Genomic DNA, 19,462 nt, shown 5'->3' with positions numbered 1-19,462 from the left:
ACACAACACAGAACCCGCAACTCATCTACAGCTTATTCAAATACGTTCTTTTATAATCGAGCGGCGTTATTCCGGTCACTTTTTTAAAGTGCCGGTAGAAGTTTGAAACATTGTTGAAGCCGCATTCAAAACAAATCACCTCTGTGGGCAATTTATCCTCAATAAGCGCTCTGCAGGCGTGGCTAATCCGAATCTCGATTAAGAAGTCGTAATACGTTTTTTTCGTCATCAGCTTAAAGTACCGGCAGAATGAGGTAACACTAAGATTGCTTAAAGAAGAGATCTCCTCTAAACTGATCTCTTTTTTATAGTGCGACAACGTGTAGTTATAAACTTTATTCAGGCGGATATTATCAGATTCTGACGATTGGGTAAAAGTATGCTGACTGGTAGTGATAGTGGAATATTCATTCGTCTCTGCGAGCGTTTTCAAAATAGAAAGAAGAACGATAATCCTGTCGAGATTAGTGGCATTAATGGCTGAAAAAAGAAGCTTGCTCAACTTTTCACGTGTTTTACCCTGAATAACCATCCCTTGTTTTGCTTTTTCGAAGAGCTTCGGGATAAGATATGCTTCAGGGAGATTAAGCAGGTCCTTGCCGAGGCAGTCGGGAAGGAAGTGTATGACTATGGCTTCAACTTCGAGTTGAGAATTAGGCTGGAAGTAAGTCTCATTACATCTCCATGTGTGTGGCAGATTCTCGCCGAGCAGGATAAGCTCTCCGGATGAGAAATTACTGATGTTATCGCCGATAAAGCGGACCCCCTCTCCCTTAATCACATACTGTATTTCAAGTTCGGGGTGATAATGCCAGACCGTTCCAAAATTAGAGGCCACATCATGCCTTATGCTAAATGAATTTTGAAGTTTAACCGGGACTTTATGAAATAAAGGCTTCATACTCTATCTATTATCCGCCTTGCACTAACGGACTGCAATGATACTGAATTTGAGCGGAATGTTGATGGTAAGATCGTATAAAAATAGGATAACAATCTGCAACAATAGTATTACACAGCCACGCATATTTGTGTTGATGACTATGCTTTGTTAGAGAGCGATAGTGCGTTATAAACTTAAGGATATCCGGTCATTCTAATAAGTAATTGAGATAACGAAAGGGGTTATCAAGACTAATATTCTCGAAGTCGATTGGTTAAGACGACTGGATCAGCATTACTGTTTTTTCAAATTTTTATACTATGTTGGAAGGAAAAATAAAAGAAGTTTTACTTGTCGCAAGTGGCGATTTGAGACTTTCAGCTAATCAGGACTGCTGGGCAACGCAGGATGCAATGGAGCAAGCCCTTACCGCTGCGATTGAAAAGCAAGGGTGGAAAGTGCGTAGAGCTCATCTGTATGACGCTGTTAAAAAGCACGGCTTTATTGATTCCCAGAAGATGGGCATGGAGGTGTTTAGAAACGTTGATCCGGATCAACCAATAATTGTTGCAGAAAGCGTTTGGCAATATTCTCATCATGTACTTGCCGGACTTACCACGCATAGGGGGCCGATACTGACTGTAGCAAACTGGAGCGGTATGTGGCCGGGACTTGTGGGAATGCTAAATCTGAACGGTTCGTTAACAAAAGCAGGGGTCGTATATAGTACTCTATGGAGCCGAAACTTTGATGATGCATTCTTCGTAGAAAGATTGAGTGAATGGTTGTCGACCGGCAAGATCAGGCATGATCAGAGTCATGTGAAGGATTTTGATCTTGTGAAGATCCCCGTTAAGGAGGAGACTGCGGGACGTGAGTTTGCAAAAAAGCTTAAAGCTAAGAAGTCGATCATGGGAGTTTTTGATGAGGGGTGTATGGGGATGTACAATGCAATTGTCCCTGATGATCTGCTTCATGCGACCGGAATATTTAAAGAGAGACTAAGTCAGTCCGCCTTGTATGCTGCCATGCTTAAGGTAAAAACCGAAGAAGCAGAAGCCGTTTTAAACTGGATGCTGGACAAGGGGATGACTTTCAACTGGGGAGAAGATCCGAAGTCTGACTTGACAAGGGAACAGACCCTTGAGCAATGCAAAATGTATATCGCTGCGTTACGCATTGCAGATAATTTTGGTTGCGATACCATTGGTATTCAATATCAGCAGGGATTGAAAGATCTTACAGTGGCGAGCGACCTTACAGAAGGGTTGTTGAACAACACTGACCGTCCTCCGGTTGTGTCGGAGTCCGGGGATGTGTTGTATGCCGGGAGTGCCCTTCCTCATTTTAACGAAGTAGATGAGTGTGCCGGTTTAGATGGTTTGATCACCTACCTATTGTGGAAAGAACTCGGAATGCAGGGTGACAATACCTTGCATGACATTCGCTGGGGAGAGCATTTCCAGGGGAATGGAATAGATGACTTTGTTTGGGTACTTCTGATATCGGGGGCTGCACCTGCATCTCACTTTATTAATGGGTACAAAGGAGCTGCAAGCGACAGGCAACCGCCTATGTTTTTCCCGTTTGGTGGCGGAACTCTAAAGGGGGTAAGCAAGCCTGGGCCGATAGTGTGGAGTCGTGTTTTTGTAATGAACAATAAATTACATTGTGATCTCGGCGTCGGCGAGTGCGTACTTCTGCCTGAAGAGGAAACACAGCGAAGATGGAAAGAAACCAATCCGCAATGGCCGATCATGCATGCAGTGCTTGACGGGGTAACACGCGATCAGATGATGGCACGTCACAAGGCGAACCATATCCAGGTGGTGTATGCCTCTGATAAGGCAAAGGCGCATGAGGCGTGCCGCATAAAAGCAGCTGCGCTTGCTGAACTTGGAATAGAAGTTCACTTCTGCGGAGATGTCAAATTCGAATAATCAATCACAGTTTAAAACATAGATCTGAATATATGAATCAATGGGTAAAAGTAGTGTCTCTTTGCTTTATCATGACAATAGGATTGTTTGTGGGTTTGAAGGCACAGGAACAGAAGAAGAAGGAGGAGGATAAAGCGGCAGAGTACACGCGTGCGATTACACAACGTGCCGATAAAATAGTAATTACGCTTAATCTTGCTGATCAGGCTAAAGCAAACAAGGTTAGAGATATTATTACGCAGCAATATCGTGACTTGAATACCATCCAGGAAGCAAAAAAAGAAAAAGTAAACAGTTTGAAAGAAAAAACTGGAGGTGATAAACAATCATTCGAAGCGAAGCTAAAGGATCTTGAGACTGCTGATGAAAAGCAAATAGCTAAGCTGCACAAACGTTATATAAGTCGGCTTTCAAAAGAGCTAAATGCAGAACAGGTTGACAAAGTAAAAGACGGGATGACATACAATGTACTTCCTATTACTTATAAAGGATATCTCGAAATGCTGCCCGACCTTACAGAAAAGCAGAAATCGAAAATACTCGCATATCTTACCGAAGCAAGGGAACATGCAATTGACGCCGGATCGTCGGAAAAGAAGCATTGGTGGTTTGGAAAATATAAGGGAAAGATCAATAATTATCTTTCGGCTGAAGGGGTAGAAACGAAGACGGCCCGTGCTGAATGGGAAAAGAAGCTGAAAGAGAGGGAAGCTGCAAAGCCATAATCCTTATACGGTTCCAATGATAAGATAGTACAAAAGCTGGAAAAAATGCTATAGGAAAAGCAGATACGCCATAGCTACTTTTGGTTAGTAAAGTTTGTCTAACCAACAACTCATTTAATAGCCTAAGTACTCTTTAGTTAATAGTTTGAACGTATGGGGGATAAGAGAAGTTTTCATATAGAATATATAACGTTTGTAAAACCACATTAAAATACGCCGCTAACCGGTTGATGATCAAATAAACCAAGGATATGTTATAGAAAAACTAAAATTAGGAGTAATCAATAAGACTGTATTGCAAACGGTCACCCCTAATTAGCAGCCTTAAATCAGGCGGGGGTAAGTGTCTGACTTAAAAATAAACGAAAAGGAACATGAAAAAAAAATTACAAACACAATTCCACCGAAACATTGGTCTAAGGCTGATTTGTTTCGGTTTATTGTTATCCGGATTTATTCCAGGCGTCTCATATGCTTCAAGTCCGGCAGGTTTATCTGCTAAAGCGGTAAGCAACGCGCGGGTAAATGTTACTGGTACTGTTAAGGATAGTAAAGGCGAACCGCTGGTCGGGGTATCAGTAAAGATTAAAGGAACAAAGTCTGGAACGAGTACGGATATTAACGGCGTATTCAGGCTTAACTTGCCGACAGGAAATGAAACGCTGGTGATAACCTATATCGGGTTTCATACAAAGGAAGTGGTAGTTAAGGGACAGTCGACGTTGAGCATTCAGCTAACCGAAGAAGCTAATAACCTTGATGAGGTTGTTGTTGTCGGCTATGGAACGCAAAAAAGGGTACATTTAACTGCTGCGGTTCAACAAATTAAGCTGAGTGAAGTAGAGGATCTACCCGTTTCGAACGTATCTGATGCATTGGCGGGGCGTTTAGTTAATGTTTCTCTTAATAGTTCTCCACGGCCAGGTGGGGTATCAACTATTTCAGGAATAAGGAATCAGGTAGCTTACTCTAAGGATGGAGGAACCACCGCTCCCTTATTTGTAATTGACGGAGTAGTTCAAATGTCCGCAGATGGATCTCTTGATAATACGAATTTTAGTAATCTTGATCCATCCGAAGTTGAAAGTATTTCAGTTTTAAAAGATGGTTCAGCTGCTATTTATGGTTCTAAGGCTGCCAATGGAGTAGTATTGGTAACAACAAAAAAAGGGAAAAAGGGTGCGCCTAGGATCTCATATAGTGGTTCATATGCTGTCAATGATGAGGCCTACAGGCCTAAAGTGCTTAGCGCATATGAGTACGGTCTATACTATAATATAATGAACGGCCCTAATGGAAGAAATGAAAAGGTCAAGGGCGACGGTATATACTTCTTTTCTGATGATGAGCTGGAACATTTCAAAAATGTCGATTACAACTGGCTGGAAGAAGAATGGAAGCCTTCATACAATACACGCCACTCATTGAGTGTAAGCGGGGGGACTGAGACTGCCACCTTCTATGCGGGGGCATCTTACTGGAAGCAGGATGGAAATATAAGCACGCTTAATTACGATAAATGGAATTTTCGGGCTGGTGCTGACGTTCAGGTGTCTAAAAGATTGAAGGCAGGGTTACAACTATCAGGAAACTACTCTGAGAAGCAAAAGACATTTAATAAGGTAAATTCAGAAAGGGATGACGATGATTACACTAACTTACTCCTGGCACCCCGTTATATTCCATGGCAGCTAGATGGACAGTTTATAAGGATAGCTACCGGTTCTGATAAGCTTTCTTATTATAACTTTTTTGCTCTTGAAGACTTGAACAATCTTGCGAGAGACAATAATAAAACGTTGACTGTCAATTTTAACGCCGATTATGAAATTCCAGGGATAAAGGGATTGAAAGCACGAGTAAACTATGGTCGCAATTTGAGTAGTGGACGTGGCACACAGCTTGGAACCATGTATACATTGTATAATGTAACTACTGCTGGTGCGAATGGTCACATCTATGATGAAGGCGCTACATTAGGTACTTCTGCCAGGTATAAAAACGGTAACAGAATTTACCTTTCCAATGTCACAGGAAAATCATACCAGCTAAACTTCGCTTTGAATTTTGAACGCCAGTTTGGTAAGCACAATGTTAGCGGTTTGGTTACTGTTGAAAAGTCTGAGGCAGAATCTGCGCAGGAAGATGTCTGGAAAGAGGATCCTGTCGAAACGAGCAATCTGCAATTTAACACGGCTTTCGGGGCAATAGATGGAAAAACTACCGGAAATGAGTCGGGTACTTTATCATATATAGCGCGTGCGAATTATAACTACGCCAATAAATATCTTGCTGAATTTATGTATAGAACTGATGCTTCTACACGATTCCATCCTGATAATTACTGGGGAGACTTTTATTCCGGTTCAGTCGGTTGGATTATCTCAGAAGAAGGGTTTTTTAACAAGTCCTTTGTTAACTACTTGAAAATCAGATATTCCATAGGCTTTTTGGGAAAAGATGACACAAAGGCCTGGAGATGGAACCAAAGATATACTTATCAGCAGGGTAAAGGAGCAGTTTTTGGAGCAGATAACGATGTTGCCGGATTAGGGATGAAGATGGAAGTATCCCCGAATCGTAATGCAAGATGGAGCGATGAGTTTAAGAATAACCTTGGTATCGACGCAAGCATACTGAATAACCGCTTGTCTATCGGTTTAGATGGCTATTATAACCATGGAACAGATCTCCTTATTCCAGTTACAGGAAATGTTCCGTTAACAATAGGCGGATCTGTGACAGAGCAAAACTATGCAATCGTTGATATGTTCGGCTACGAGTTATCATTAGGTTGGAATGACAAGGTTGGCAAGGATTTTAGATATGGGATCGAAGGCCGATTCTCCTGGTCTGATAATAAAGTAAAGAAAAGCAACTTTAATGATACTGAAATTCTAAAGCCTTGGAATGACAAACCCAATGGATCAGACGACGTTGGTAAATGGGGATATGACTATTTAGGAATGTTTCATGATCAGCAGGAAATTGATGATTATGTTAACAAGTATAACATTAAACAGATTTCTTTGCCTAACGCAAATCTTACAAAAGATGATTTGAGGCCAGGAATGCTTTATTACCGTGATGTTCGGGGTGTAATGAACGCAGATGGAACTTTCGAGGGGCCGGATGGAATTATTGATGAAAATGACCAGGTGCAGTTAACAAAAAAGGAAAAAAACCACTATGGTTTTGGACTGACCTTGAAGGCTTCGTATAAAGCTTTTAGCTTTGATTGCGTCGTTTCTGGTTCCTTTGGTGGATATGCAGAAATGGATGGAAGAACGAAGATGAAAGATAAGATCACTGAAAACTATCAAAGTACGGTAGCTTACTGGGGTAATATTTATGATCCTGAATTGAATCCAGATGGAAAATACCCAAATCCATACTATAGTGCTGTGAGTTTAGCTCCCGCGTCGAGTTTCTGGCAGGTAAGTTCTTTCAGAATGAGAATGAGAAACTTTAATTTGAATTATACTTTACCTAATTCGATATCGGAAAAGTTAAAGGTGAAAAATTGTAGAGTGTATTTTACAGCAGTTAATCCATTTAACTTCTACAATCCATTTACGTATAGGGATTCAGACAGTGCTTACGACTCTTATCCTTTATTAAAAACATATTCCTTTGGAGTTAACCTGTCACTTTAATTAAGGTCCGTAATTTTGATAATATTGTTATGAAAAGAAATAAAGTTTTGCTACTGCTTTTACTCGGGATGATTGTAAATTCGGTAGGATGTAAAGATGACTTCCTTCAGGAGAAGAGCGATTTGACGGGGATGAATGATGATGTGTACATGTATGAAAATACAGCCACCGCATTTGTCGACTATGTTTATGCGCAGTTTCAACCCTCGGATGGTAATGCGGCGTTTATCTGGGAGCTTTCAGGAAATAGTGCCAGTGCCGGTGGCGATACCTGGAGCAAAATGTCTCAGGAAAGAGCGGGAGAGACGAATTATAATAAAGTTTATAGTAAAATTTCATATACTCAGGACCATGCACCGAAATATTTCGGGGAAGCAATGACTGGGAGCATAGTAAATAATCCCTATACTCGTATAAGACAGATAAATCTCTTCTTAGAAAATATCGATCTACATGGATTGCCTGAGGATGTTCGCACTAAACTTAAAGGTCAAATGTATTTCTGGAGAGCTTATCAGTACTTTGATCTTGTACGGCTGTATGGTGGTGTGCCTTTGATTTTGAAAACACAGAATCCCATTATACCAGAAGGCGATACATCAAGCGAAATACCGAGAAGTACATCTTCAGAATGTATCGAGCAAATATGCAGCGATTTGGATATGGCCATTAGCATGTTGCCAGGTAAGTGGAACTCTTCTAATTGGGGTAGAATTACCAGTGGTGCAGCAGCCGCATTTAAAGGTCGGGTATTATTAACATGGGCAAGTCCACTTTTCAACCGGACAGATGAAGTTAGCAGGTGGCAACGTGCGTATGATGCGAACAAAACCGCCATGGAAATGCTTGATGCGAACGGCTTTGGCCTTTTTAAAACAGGGGGTGTAGCAAATGGCACTGCCTGGGGTAATATGTGGTTTGCCAATAACACAACAGCAAATGGAGTGAACAACAGCGAAGGTGTCATCGTTTTTGGTTTTAACAATCTAACTTCTTCTGGAACTAAAAAGAATAACGGATGGGAAAACAGTTTGCGGTCTGCTGACCTCAATGGATCAGGATCAATTGTGCCTACAAAGCAGATGGTGGATGCGTTCCCGATGAAAGATGGTAAAATGCCTGGTTCCTCTACTTATGCTTACGAAACCAAGAAGTTTTACAAAAATAGGGACCCCCGGTTCTATAAAACTATTGTTTACAACGGTGCTATATGGCCTTATAGTGGAGCTACCACTTATAAGCAATGGACTTATTCATGGTACAAAACTGCTTCGGCTACTGCACCAGATGGAAGAACGGAAAAAACGGCCAGCGCAAGCGGACTTTATCTTTGCAAAGCGACAAATCCGAACGCCACCAATGCTGCCGGTCACTTTAAGGAAAGTGGTACCGATTTTATGGAAATGCGTTATGCCGAAGTTGTTCTCAATTTGGCGGAGTGCGCAATCGGAATCAACAACCTAAGTGAAGGCCTAACGCTCATTAAGAGCATCAGAGATCGTGCCGGAATTGAAAATAAAGATGGTAACTATGGGATCACTGCATCTTCCCGTAATGAATATTTTGCAGCTGTTTTAAATGAAAGGAAGATTGAACTGGCTTATGAAGGAAAACGGTTCTGGGACTTAAGACGCTGGTTGCTTTTTGATGATACTTACGGCTATTGCACAAAACTGAACATGCAGCCTATTAATGGAATGCGCCGTACAGGTTATTATTTTGTTGTGAAGAAATCTGATGGTACCAAATACGTCGGACCTAACGATCCTCTTAAAGACGGAACTACACCTGCACCTGTTATTCAACGTGAGCCTTCATCGTATCCGGCAGGGATTACGACATATGACCAGTATCTTGATTACTTGTATGATACTTATTTTGACATAGTAGAACGGGATAACCTTGAGAATACTAGTGTGTCAAACTGGAAGTTTACATGGTATCCTCAATATTACTTCTTTGGACTTAATGCCAAATCATTGGCAGGAGCGCCATATCTTCAACAAACGAAGGATTGGGATAGTCTCAGTGGCTTTGATGGTTTTGATCCGCTAAAGTAATTTGCTTAATAATAAAAGTAAGAGGCTGTATCCAAAGATTCAGCCTCTTTTTTATTAAGTTATTATGTATCTACAAACGGATGCTTAACTATTATTCCCTCTGCTAATATCCTACAACACCTTGAGAAAATGCTATAAAAAAAACTTTATTTCTTGATGCATCTTTGAATTATTAACTTTCTAACCAAGGTCCGTTACCTGAAATGTTATAGTATTTTATATTAAGTTTTAAACACACAATTAGTTCAATTATATACAGATTTAACGATGAATAGAAGGTATTTCATAATCCCATTGTTCTTGGGGCTGATTAGTTCGGCTTCAGCGCAATATCCCAGTATTCCTGAGGATGTTAAGCAGCAGTCAGGACAATTAATGAAGGACGCAGAGCGTCGTTCTGATAGTGCCTGGCTTAAAGCTCTTCCTGTAATAGAGAAGGAGGCGCGTGAAGGCAAGCCATTTATACCATGGGCGGGCAGACCCACGGATCTTCCTCAGGCTTCGATGCTTGCATTTCCTGGTGCTGAAGGTGGAGGCGCTTACTCTTTTGGAGGTCGCGGCGGTAAAGTAATCGTTGTGACAAGCTTAGCTGACAACGGCCCGGGCACTCTTCGTTGGGCATGTGAGCAAGGAGGAGCGCGTACGGTTGTTTTCAATGTATCTGGAATTATCAGGCTTAAGAGTCCGCTGATCATCAGAGCTCCCTATATTACCATTGCGGGACAGTCTGCTCCAGGCGATGGTGTATGTGTGGCCGGTGAATCGGTATGGATCAATACACATGATGTGGTGATCCGCTTTATGCGTTTCCGTCGTGGTGAGACTTATGTTGGACGCCGTGACGATGCAATTGGGGGAAATCCGGTAGGGAACATCATGATAGACCACGTTTCAGCAAGCTGGGGATTAGACGAAAACATGTCTATGTATCGTCATATGTATAACGACAGCACGGGAAAAGCGGAAGTGAAACTGGGGACGTCGAACATTACCATTCAGAATTCAATCTTCTCTGAAGCGCTGGATACCTGGAATCACGCTTTCGGAAGCACCCTTGGCGGTGAGAACTGTACTTTCATGAGAAACCTGTGGGCTGATAATGCCGCCAGGAACCCTTCCATCGGCTGGAATGGAGTATTCAACTTTGCCAATAACGTAGTATTTAACTGGGTGCACCGTTCAACCGATGGAGGTGATTACACTGCTTTATATAATATTATCAATAATTATTATAAGCCCGGACCTTTAACTCCGTTAAATGAACCGATCAGTTACAGGATTTTGAAGCCAGAATCCGGCAGGAGCAAACTTCCCTATGTAGTATTCGGAAGAGCCTACGTGGAAGGTAACATTATTGACGGTAACGAAAAAGTAACGAAAGACAACTGGGACGGCGGTATTCAGCTTGAGAATAAAAAAGGCGACCTGATGAGCTTCGAAGAGGCAAAATCATACTTTGCCGCTATGCGTACGAAAAATCCGCATCCAATGGCGCCTATCACTATTATTCCAACACAAAAGGCTTACGAATATGTGCTGACGAATGTTGGCGCAACTCTCCCAAAGAGGGATGCGGTGGACACGAGAGTTATTGAGCAGGTGAGAACCGGCAAAATTAATTATCTAAAGAATGTTAAGCTGCCTGAAACACAGTTTGAACACCGTCGTTTACCGATCGACTCTTATAAAGGAGGTATCATTACCGATATCAATCAGGTAGGCGGATATCCCGAATATAAGGGCAAACCTTACAAGGATTCTGATAACGATGGTATTCCGGATGAATGGGAAACAAAGAACGGGTTGAATCCTAAAGATGGAACCGACTCAGCGAAATACGGAAAGAATGGCTACACCAACGTCGAAAACTACCTGAACAGTCTTGTAGCGATCGACATTGTAAAACCAGTAGCTAAATAAACAGACATTAAAGATCCTTTCATATACTTCGAATACCGGAAGTAACGCTCATCGTCTTCCGGTATTCTTTTAAAGAGAGATTGGAAAATGAAAATTAGAGAAAGAGGCGAGAAACGGACTGAATCCTAATGATCCTTCGGATGCTGTTAAGTTTAGAAAAGACGGATATACCAACATCGAAGCCTGGTTAAATAGTGTTGTTCCATTGAATACAGTTACCGTGGTTAAGTAATTGTAACAAGTTCATTAAGTAAGTTGGTGTGAGAGACTGTTCCTTAGAAGGTCAGTCTCTTTTTTATTATATTTACTGAAGCCCATTCATGTCAAGATGATACAAAACATTGAGAAAATGGTATATAAAATAACTATGGGCTCCATATACTTTTGTTACTGAGAATTTGTTTTCAGGCCAGGGTAAAGCTAAATTCAACAACCAATTGGGATTGATCCCGCACACTAAGATTAAAACGATGTTACCTGATAAGTCATTCCTGTTTAAGTATTTGTTTTCGGCGATAATAGGCGCTGGACTTATTTATACCGGAGAAGCAGAAGCACAAAAGATAAAGACACCCAAACCCATACCTCCTCTCGCACAAGGCGAAGATGGTAAACTGGTTTATTCTCCTGATTCGATGGGTAACAGGATCCCCGACTTTTCTTATGCCGGTTATATGGCGGGAGAAAAGTCTATTCCAGATGTGGCGGTGAAGGTAGTAGTGCCCTTACGGGAGGGAGATGCTACTTCAAGGATTCAGACCGCCATAAATTATGTATCATCTTTGCCTGCTGATAAGAACGGAATACGCGGAGCTGTTTTGCTTGAAAAGGGTACTTATGAGGTCGCAGGTAGCCTGGTAATCAAAGCTGGCGGGGTTGTACTAAGAGGAAGCGGAATGGGGCATAATGGAACTATTCTTTATTCTACCGGAAAAGAGCGGGAGGCACTTATCCGTATAAAGGGAGCCAACGACAGGAAAGAAGAAGACAGTGTTGGAATTTCGGATGCCTATGTGCCTGTAAATTCTGTTAAAATTAAAGTTTCAAAAGGGAATTTATTTAGAGCAGGCGATCTTGTAACTATCCGCAGACCATCTACGGCTCAATGGATCGGGAAGCTCGGTACATATCATTTTGGCGGCGGTATTACCTCTTTGGGCTGGAAGCCTGGCGAAATGGATCTTAACTGGGATAGAGCAATAACTTCGGTTAACGGAAATATCCTGACACTGGACGCCCCGCTTACTACTGCAATAGAATCGGAGTATGGAGGAGGAACAGTAAGCAAACTGCAGTGGAACGGATTGATATCTCAGTGCGGTGTGGAAAATATGCTTTGCAGATCAGCTTATGATCCCGGTAACTTAAAAGACGAGGATCATAGCTGGATGGCTGTAACATTGGAGAACGTTACTAATGCCTGGGTAAGGCAGGTTACTTTCGAACATTTTGCCGGTTCGGCAGTGGCTGTTCTTGAGACTGCCAGAAAGATCACAGTAGAAGATTGCAAGTCACTGGCTCCGGTTTCGGAGATAGGAGGTCAGCGTCGTTACACATTTTATACCCTCGGTCAGCAAACGTTATTCCAGCGTTGTTATGCTGAAAAAGGGTATCATGATTTTGCTGTGGGATTTTGTGCTACCGGTCCCAATGCCTTTGTTCAGTGTGAATCTCATTTGCCCTACAGTTTTAGTGGAACAATAGACAGCTGGGCCTCCGGCGTTTTGTTCGATATTGTAAATGTAGACGGGCAGGCGCTGAGTTACCTCAACCGCGGACAAGATGCTCAGGGAGCCGGATGGACAGCTGCTAACAGCGTTTTCTGGCAATGCTCGGCGGCGAGGATCGACTGTTTTGCCCCTCCGACGGCTAATAACTGGGCTTTTGGATGCTGGGCACAATTTCAGGGAAACGGTTACTGGAATATGTCGAACGAACATGTCGATCCCAGAAGTCTGTACTATGCTCAACTTTCTGAAAGATTAGGCCAGGATGTGATGAAAAGAGCTTATCTGCTTTCGATCGGAACAGAAGCATCAAGCAGTCCTCCGGTTTCGGTGGCTATGCAGCTTACTGAGTTGTCGGCAAAACCGCGTACTCAGTTAACAGACTGGATTGATAGCTCAGCTATACGCAATCCTATTCCTGTGACGACGAAAGGGATAAAATCAATTGACCAGGTAGGCAAGAAAACAACGCCTTCCACACCTAAGGCTCCCGGTATGCGCCTCTCTAACGGCTGGATCTTAAGAGGAAATAGCGTAGTGACGGGAGGTCGTCAGGATGTTCCATGGTGGAGGGGAAGCCTTCAGCCAAATGAGCTGAAAGCATCAAAGCCTGCAATCACCCGTTTTGTTCCCGGGAGAACAGGACTTGGTTTAACGGACGATCTGGACGAAGTTACGGAATGGATGAAAGACAGCCGTATCGTGGCTCTCGAGCATAATTACGGGCTTTGGTATGATCGCCGCCGTGACGACCATGAACGCATCAGGCGCATGGATGGTGAGGTTTGGCCTCCATTCTATGAGCAGCCCTTTGCCCGTAGCGGTCAGGGTACAGCGTGGGACGGCCTGAGTAAGTATGATCTCAAGAAATACAATCAGTTTTACTGGACACGCTTGAAACATTTCGCTGATCTCGCAGACCAAAAAGGTCTGGTTTTAGTTCACCAGAACTATTTTCAGCATAACATTATAGAAGCAGGGGCCCATTACGCCGACTTTCCATGGCGTACCGCCAACAATATAAGCGATACAGGTTTTCCCGAACCTCCTCCCTATGCGGGGGATAAAAGGATCTTCATGGCCGCACAGTTCTATGATATCAGCAATCCGGCACGTCGTGAGTTGCATAGAGCCTATATTCGCCAGTGTCTCAATAATTTTAAAGATAATACAGGCGTCATTCAGCTGATCGGTGCTGAGTTTACAGGTCCGTTGCATTTTGTCGAGTTCTGGATTGATGTCATTAAGGAATGGGAAAAAGAAAACGGCAATAATGTCATTATTGGATTGAGTACAACTAAAGATGTTCAGGACGCTATTCTTGCTGACCCCGCACGTGCCTCAGTGGTCAGTTTAGTCGATATAAGGTACTGGCATTACCAGGCAGACGGAAACGCCTATGCTCCTCAGGGGGGGCAAAACCTGGCCCCAAGGCAGCATGCACGTCTGCTGAAGCCAAAGAGGAGTTCTTTTGAACAGGTTTACCGCGCCGTAAGCGAATATCATCAGCGATTCCCCGAGAAGGCTATTATGTATTCGGGTGATAGCTGGGATGCTTTTGGTTGGGCCGCCTTCATGGCCGGCGGATCGATCCCTAAAATTCCATCAGATATTGATCCTGCCTTTCTTTCTGCTGCTGCTTTAATGAAACCAGTTCCGGCAGATCCAGCATCGGGAATGTATATTCTTAATGGGGGTGAAAGAGGAAGCATAATCTATTGCGCAGCAGATAAAGCGGCGGAACTTGATCTGAGAAACTATCGTGGCACTTATAAGCTTTGCTGGATTAATCCGGCGAATGGAAAAATAATCCGAAAGGAAGAATCAGTAAAAGGAGGCAAACTGGTACAGGTCAGCAAGCCGGCTGGCGGAGATGCAGTGCTTTGGGCGGACATTGACAGGGGACAATTGAGAATGGACAATTGACAGTTGACAATTGACAGTGAAGAATGAATAGTTAATAAGAAGCTGATAGCTTAAAATAAATCGCATGTTACGAATATCATATATAGTGGTTCTTCTTGGGTTGTTGGCTGCCGGGTGCAGTACTGACAAGAAAGCAGAACAAAAAACAGGAAAGTTAAAGGTCTCCGAAAACGGGAGATATTTAGTAAGCGAAAACGGAGAGCCGTTCTTCTGGCTTGGCGACACAGGTTGGCTGTTGTTCGGGAAACTGAGCAGAGAGGAAGCCGATAAATATTTGGAAGACCGTAGTAAAAAGGGATTCAATGTAATTCAGGTAATGGTATTGCATACGGTGCCTGCTGTTAACTTTTATGGCGACACAGCAATGGTAAATAAGGATGTTGCTAAACCCAAAGTTACACCTGGAAACGACCCTAAAGATTCTGTTCAATATGATTTTTGGGATCACGTGGATTATATGGTTGATAAAGCCGCAGAGAAGGGGCTGTACATGGCTATGGTCCCTGTATGGGGATCGAATGTGAAAAGCGGCTTCGTGAATCAAAAGCAGGCAGCTGTATATGCAAAGTTCCTTGCAGACAGGTATAAAGACCGCCCGAATATTATCTGGCTGAACGGTGGCGACATCAAGGGAAGTGATTCACTTGATGTGTGGAAAACGATAGGTGCTGTTCTCCGGAAAAACGACCCGAACCATCTTATTACCTTCCACCCACGGGGCCGTACCACATCGTCTGAATGGTTTCATAATGAAAAATGGCTCGATTTTAATATGTTCCAATCCGGTCACCGCAGGTACGATCAGGATACTTCGGCGAAAGAAACCCGGCATTACGGAGAAGATAACTGGAAGTTTGTCGCTGAGGACTTTAGGTTAAAACCTGTAAAGCCTTCAATTGATGGTGAGCCTTCCTATGAAGGAATTCCACAGGGGCTTCACGACACTCTTCAGCCGCGGTGGACAGCGAATGACGTTCGCCGGTACGCTTACTGGTCGGTTTTTGCTGGTGGCTTCGGTTATACTTACGGCCATAATTCGGTGATGCAAATGCACAACCCTAAGGATAAGACGAGTGCTTATGGATCTCATCAATATTGGTATGACGCCTTGAATGACCCCGGAGCTCGTCAGATGCTTTATATCAAAGCGCTTATGCTCTCACGACCTTTTATGGAAAGAGTGCCAGACCAGTCGCTGATTGTCAATCAGGGTGAAAAATATGATTACCTGATTGCAACACGTGGAAAAGATTATGCATTTGTTTATACGTATACAGGCCGAAACATGAAGATCAACATGGGAAAGATTGCAGGAGGAAAGGTAAAAGCATGTTGGTTCAACCCTCGTGACGGAAAAACTACAGAAATAGGAAAGTTTGATAACAAAGGGGTTGAAGAGTTTAATCCCCCCGGAGAAGTGAAGGAAGGGAATGACTGGGTGTTGGTGCTTGATACGTTATAGAAAAGTATCAAGTATCAAGACACAAGTATCGAGACACAAGTATCGAGACACAAGTATCAAGATACAAGTATCAAGATAAACAGTAAGAGTAGGGGTGAATTATAAATGGCGCTGACGGCCCATAGCTAAATAGACAGTTGATTATAATGATAAGATCAAGAAATGTTTCAAAAAGGGTTGCCTCGATATGGTTCATCCTTCTGTCGCTGTTTATTAGCGGATGTTCCAGGGACGTATACGTTTTTTCTTCGTTTCATGAGCCTGCGGATGAGGGGTTGAGATTGCTGTATAGTTATGATGGCTACAAGTGGAATGACTTAAACCATGTTTTTCTTAAGCCGGGTGTGGGTGAACAGAAGATCATGCGTGATCCTTCTATGGCGCGGGGGCCTGACGGAACCTATCACCTCGTATGGACAACGGGATGGAAGGGAACTAAGGGCTTTGGTTACGCGAGATCTAAGGATCTGATCCACTGGACAGATGAGCGGTCGATAGAAGTGATGGCAAAGGAACCGGAAACAGTGAATGTATGGGCTCCCGAACTTTTCTACGATGATGAAGGCAGGCAGTTCATTATCATCTGGGCTTCAACTATCCCGTTTCGCTTTCCTAAGGGACAGGAAGAGGAGAACAATAACCACCGGATGTATTATACCACCACGAAGGATTTTAAGACGTTTAGCGAAACAAAGCTATTCCTTGATCCCGGTTTTAGCGTGATAGACTGTGTTATTTTGAAGGAAGCAAAAGGTAAATATGTGCTGGTATTGAAGGATAATACACGTCCTAACCGGAACATTAGAGTGGCCTTTAGCGATAACCCTCTTGGTCCCTACACAAACGTCTCAGAGCCTTTTACTGCAAAACTTACGGAAGGGCCTGCCGTAGTTCATCCGGGTAAAGAGTGGCTGATCTATTATGATTCATACGGAACGAAAAAATATGGAGCTGCGAGAACATATGATTTCAAGACTTTTGAGGATGTATCCAATCAGGTGCAAGTTCCCGAAGGGCACAAGCATGGAACTATTTTTAAAGTAACCAGAGCGCAATTGAAAACGTTGAAGAAGGAAGCGGGGAAATGATTGAGTTGTGGGTTGTGGGAAAAGTATCAAGATACTAGTATCAGGTATCAAGATAACAGTATCAGGTATCAGGATATTAGTATCAAGCAGCAAGATAGTACTGTTGCGGTTTGATGAAGAATTAGTGTAAAATAAGGAACAAACTATTAAGCGCGAGGCAAAAAGTGAGAAGCTGCTGATAGCCGAAAGTTGATAGAAAAAAACGATTTTAAAACGAATGATATTGAGAAACAGGGCAAAACAGATAGGTATATTTACAGCTTTGTTGCTGGGTATGGGCAATGTCGGTGTGAGGGCGCAGGATACGGTAGAATATACCGGGACAACACTGTCTAGTGTAGATTATCATCACGGACAATTAAGCCCGGCGGTTGGGGTACATAATATACAGGTGTTCAGAGCTAACAGGGAGCATCCTGAGATGGCGGGCGGCATGAACTGGACGTATAACCATCAGCCCATGCTGGCTTACTGGAATAATACTTTTTACCTGGAGTTTTTGAGTAACCCGGTTGGCGAACACATTCCTCCCGGTCAGACTTTTCTACTTACGTCAAAAGACGGATATAACTGGTCGGCTCCTTCTACTGTGTTTCCGGTTTACAGGATTCCTGATGGCACGGTAAAAGAAGGTTACCCAGGCGTAGCAAAGAACCTGGATGCGGTAATGCATCAACGGATGGGATTCTATGTTTCCAAAAAGAACAGGTTGCTGGTTTTAGGATATTATGGAATTGCAATGGATGCGAAGGATGATCCGAACGATGGAAAAGGAATCGGCCGGGTGGTGAGAGAAGTATATCAGAACGGAAAATTCGGTCCCATATATTTTATCCGCAACAATTCTTCCTGGAAAGTAAAGAAAGGCGACTTTCCGTTTTATACAAAAAGCAAGGATAAAGGCTTCGTTGAAGCATGTAACGAATTGATGGCTAATAAGCTAATGGTGCAGCAGTGGGTGGAAGAAGCAGACAGAAACGATCCTCTTATCAGCCTGCAACGCCCTGTGAAAGCCTTCAGTTTTTATCATTTGAACGATGGTCGCGTGGTAGGCTTATGGAAGCATGCGCTCACCTCTATCTCAAATGATGGGGGAAAAACCTGGGCATATAACCCACTACGTGCTCCCGGTTTTGTAAACAGTAATGCCAAGATCTGGGGACAACGTACTTCTGACGGACGTTTTGCTACGGTGTATAATCCTTCAGAGTATCGCTGGCCTCTGGCAGTTTCTACAAGTGATAATGGATTGGAGTATAAAGACCTTCTGCTGGTGAATGGTGAGATCTCGCCGATGCGCTACGGTGGCAATTACAAGTCTTATGGTCCCCAATATGTGAGAGGTATAGCAGAAGGGAATGGAACGCCTCCTGATAAAAATATGTGGATAACCTACAGCATGAACAAGGAGGATATGTGGGTAGCCAGGGTTCCTGTTCCGGTAGTTTCAAAAGTCACTGATGCTGTTAATGAGGATTTTACTCAGATAGCAGATGGGAAGGAGCTTAATTACTGGAATGTATACAGTCCGCTTTGGGCAACGGTAAAAATTGAAAAGGGAGGTGACGGAGCAAAATCTCTCGTTTTAAGAGATAAAGACCCTTACGACTATGCAAAAGCAGAGCGCGTAATTCCGGCATCAAAACAGGGGTCCGTTGAGTTTTCGGTCATCCCAGCGCAAAATAATAGAGGCTTGTTACATGTAGAATTCCAGGATGCAAAAGGAAGCGCGGCTATCAGGCTGATCTTTGATGCCGACAGTATGCTCAAGACAAAAGCCGGATATAGAAATTCAGGCGTCACGAAGTACGAGGGGGGCAAGGAGTACAAGGTTCGTGTCGACTATAATGTGGCTACCCGTTCTTATTCAATTTCTGTAAACGGTCAGAGCAAGGGAACTAAGATCTTTTTTGCTCCTGTTGCATCAGTAGAAAGAATTGTTTTCAGAACCGGTGAAGTAAGGCGTTTTCCTGATGCGGATACTCCTACCGACCAGGACTTTGATCTTGATAAACCCGGGGAGCCAGCACCGGAAGCCATATATTCCATTAAATCTTTTAAAACCGGCATATAGA

General features: G+C 43.1%; 10 protein-coding genes. 9 read left to right on the top strand and 1 reads right to left on the bottom strand.

Annotation, left to right across the window (positions count from 1 at the left end):
- Positions 1–25: 25 nt before the first annotated feature.
- Positions 26–901 carry an AraC family transcriptional regulator gene (locus tag BDE36_RS18820; RefSeq protein WP_128768310.1) on the bottom strand — a complete coding sequence of 292 codons (876 nt, stop codon included), beginning with the start codon at positions 899–901 and terminating at the stop codon, positions 26–28.
- Positions 902–1,203: 302 nt separating this feature from the next.
- Here BDE36_RS18820 and BDE36_RS18815 point away from each other — a divergent pair, with 302 nt between their 5' ends.
- The 9 genes from BDE36_RS18815 to BDE36_RS18775 all read left to right on the top strand — a co-directional run bounded on the left by BDE36_RS18815 (position 1,204) and on the right by BDE36_RS18775 (position 19,461).
- The gene (locus tag BDE36_RS18815) at positions 1,204–2,823 is read left to right on the top strand and encodes a fucose isomerase (RefSeq protein WP_141816106.1); all 1,620 of its coding nucleotides are present in this window, start codon (positions 1,204–1,206) and stop codon (positions 2,821–2,823) included.
- Positions 2,824–2,855: 32 nt separating this feature from the next.
- Positions 2,856–3,548: a DUF3826 domain-containing protein gene (locus BDE36_RS18810; RefSeq protein ID WP_141816105.1), complete on the top strand. Its 693-nt coding sequence runs from the start codon at positions 2,856–2,858 to the stop codon at positions 3,546–3,548.
- A gap of 374 nt (positions 3,549–3,922) precedes the next feature.
- A complete protein-coding gene (locus BDE36_RS18805) occupies positions 3,923–7,204 on the top strand; it encodes a SusC/RagA family TonB-linked outer membrane protein (protein WP_141816104.1) in 3,282 nt (1,093 codons plus the stop codon).
- Between the two features lie 29 nt (positions 7,205–7,233).
- Entirely contained in the window at positions 7,234–9,264 is a 2,031-nt protein-coding gene (locus BDE36_RS18800) for a RagB/SusD family nutrient uptake outer membrane protein (protein ID WP_141816103.1), read from the top strand.
- 267 nt (positions 9,265–9,531) lie between these two features.
- Positions 9,532–11,184, top strand: coding sequence for a pectate lyase family protein (locus BDE36_RS18795; RefSeq protein WP_141816102.1), 1,653 nt, complete (start codon positions 9,532–9,534; stop codon positions 11,182–11,184).
- A 470-nt stretch (positions 11,185–11,654) separates the two neighbouring features.
- A complete protein-coding gene (locus BDE36_RS18790) occupies positions 11,655–14,837 on the top strand; it encodes a DUF6298 domain-containing protein (protein WP_235904194.1) in 3,183 nt (1,060 codons plus the stop codon).
- Positions 14,838–14,901: 64 nt separating this feature from the next.
- The gene (locus tag BDE36_RS18785) at positions 14,902–16,299 is read left to right on the top strand and encodes a glycoside hydrolase family 140 protein (RefSeq protein ID WP_141816101.1); all 1,398 of its coding nucleotides are present in this window, start codon (positions 14,902–14,904) and stop codon (positions 16,297–16,299) included.
- Positions 16,300–16,445: 146 nt separating this feature from the next.
- Entirely contained in the window at positions 16,446–17,387 is a 942-nt protein-coding gene (locus BDE36_RS18780; protein WP_141816100.1) for a glycoside hydrolase family 43 protein, read from the top strand.
- A 217-nt stretch (positions 17,388–17,604) separates the two neighbouring features.
- Positions 17,605–19,461, top strand: coding sequence for an exo-alpha-sialidase (locus BDE36_RS18775; RefSeq protein WP_235904192.1), 1,857 nt, complete (start codon positions 17,605–17,607; stop codon positions 19,459–19,461).
- Position 19,462 lies beyond the last annotated feature (1 nt).

Source organism: Arcticibacter tournemirensis (genome assembly GCF_006716645.1).
Taxonomy (GTDB): Bacteria; Bacteroidota; Bacteroidia; order Sphingobacteriales; family Sphingobacteriaceae; genus Arcticibacter; species Arcticibacter tournemirensis.
The sequence above is the reverse complement of the archived record's forward strand: the minus strand, read 5'-3'. Positions and strand labels throughout refer to the sequence as shown.

Coding starts and splice junctions, on each gene's coding strand:
- BDE36_RS18820 (WP_128768310.1), bottom strand. CDS start 901: ATGAAGCCTTTATTTCATAAAGTCCCGGTTAAACTTCAAAATTCATTT.
- BDE36_RS18815 (WP_141816106.1), top strand. CDS start 1,204: ATGTTGGAAGGAAAAATAAAAGAAGTTTTACTTGTCGCAAGTGGCGAT.
- BDE36_RS18810 (WP_141816105.1), top strand. CDS start 2,856: ATGAATCAATGGGTAAAAGTAGTGTCTCTTTGCTTTATCATGACAATA.
- BDE36_RS18805 (WP_141816104.1), top strand. CDS start 3,923: ATGAAAAAAAAATTACAAACACAATTCCACCGAAACATTGGTCTAAGG.
- BDE36_RS18800 (WP_141816103.1), top strand. CDS start 7,234: ATGAAAAGAAATAAAGTTTTGCTACTGCTTTTACTCGGGATGATTGTA.
- BDE36_RS18795 (WP_141816102.1), top strand. CDS start 9,532: ATGAATAGAAGGTATTTCATAATCCCATTGTTCTTGGGGCTGATTAGT.
- BDE36_RS18790 (WP_235904194.1), top strand. CDS start 11,655: ATGTTACCTGATAAGTCATTCCTGTTTAAGTATTTGTTTTCGGCGATA.
- BDE36_RS18785 (WP_141816101.1), top strand. CDS start 14,902: ATGTTACGAATATCATATATAGTGGTTCTTCTTGGGTTGTTGGCTGCC.
- BDE36_RS18780 (WP_141816100.1), top strand. CDS start 16,446: ATGATAAGATCAAGAAATGTTTCAAAAAGGGTTGCCTCGATATGGTTC.
- BDE36_RS18775 (WP_235904192.1), top strand. CDS start 17,605: ATGATATTGAGAAACAGGGCAAAACAGATAGGTATATTTACAGCTTTG.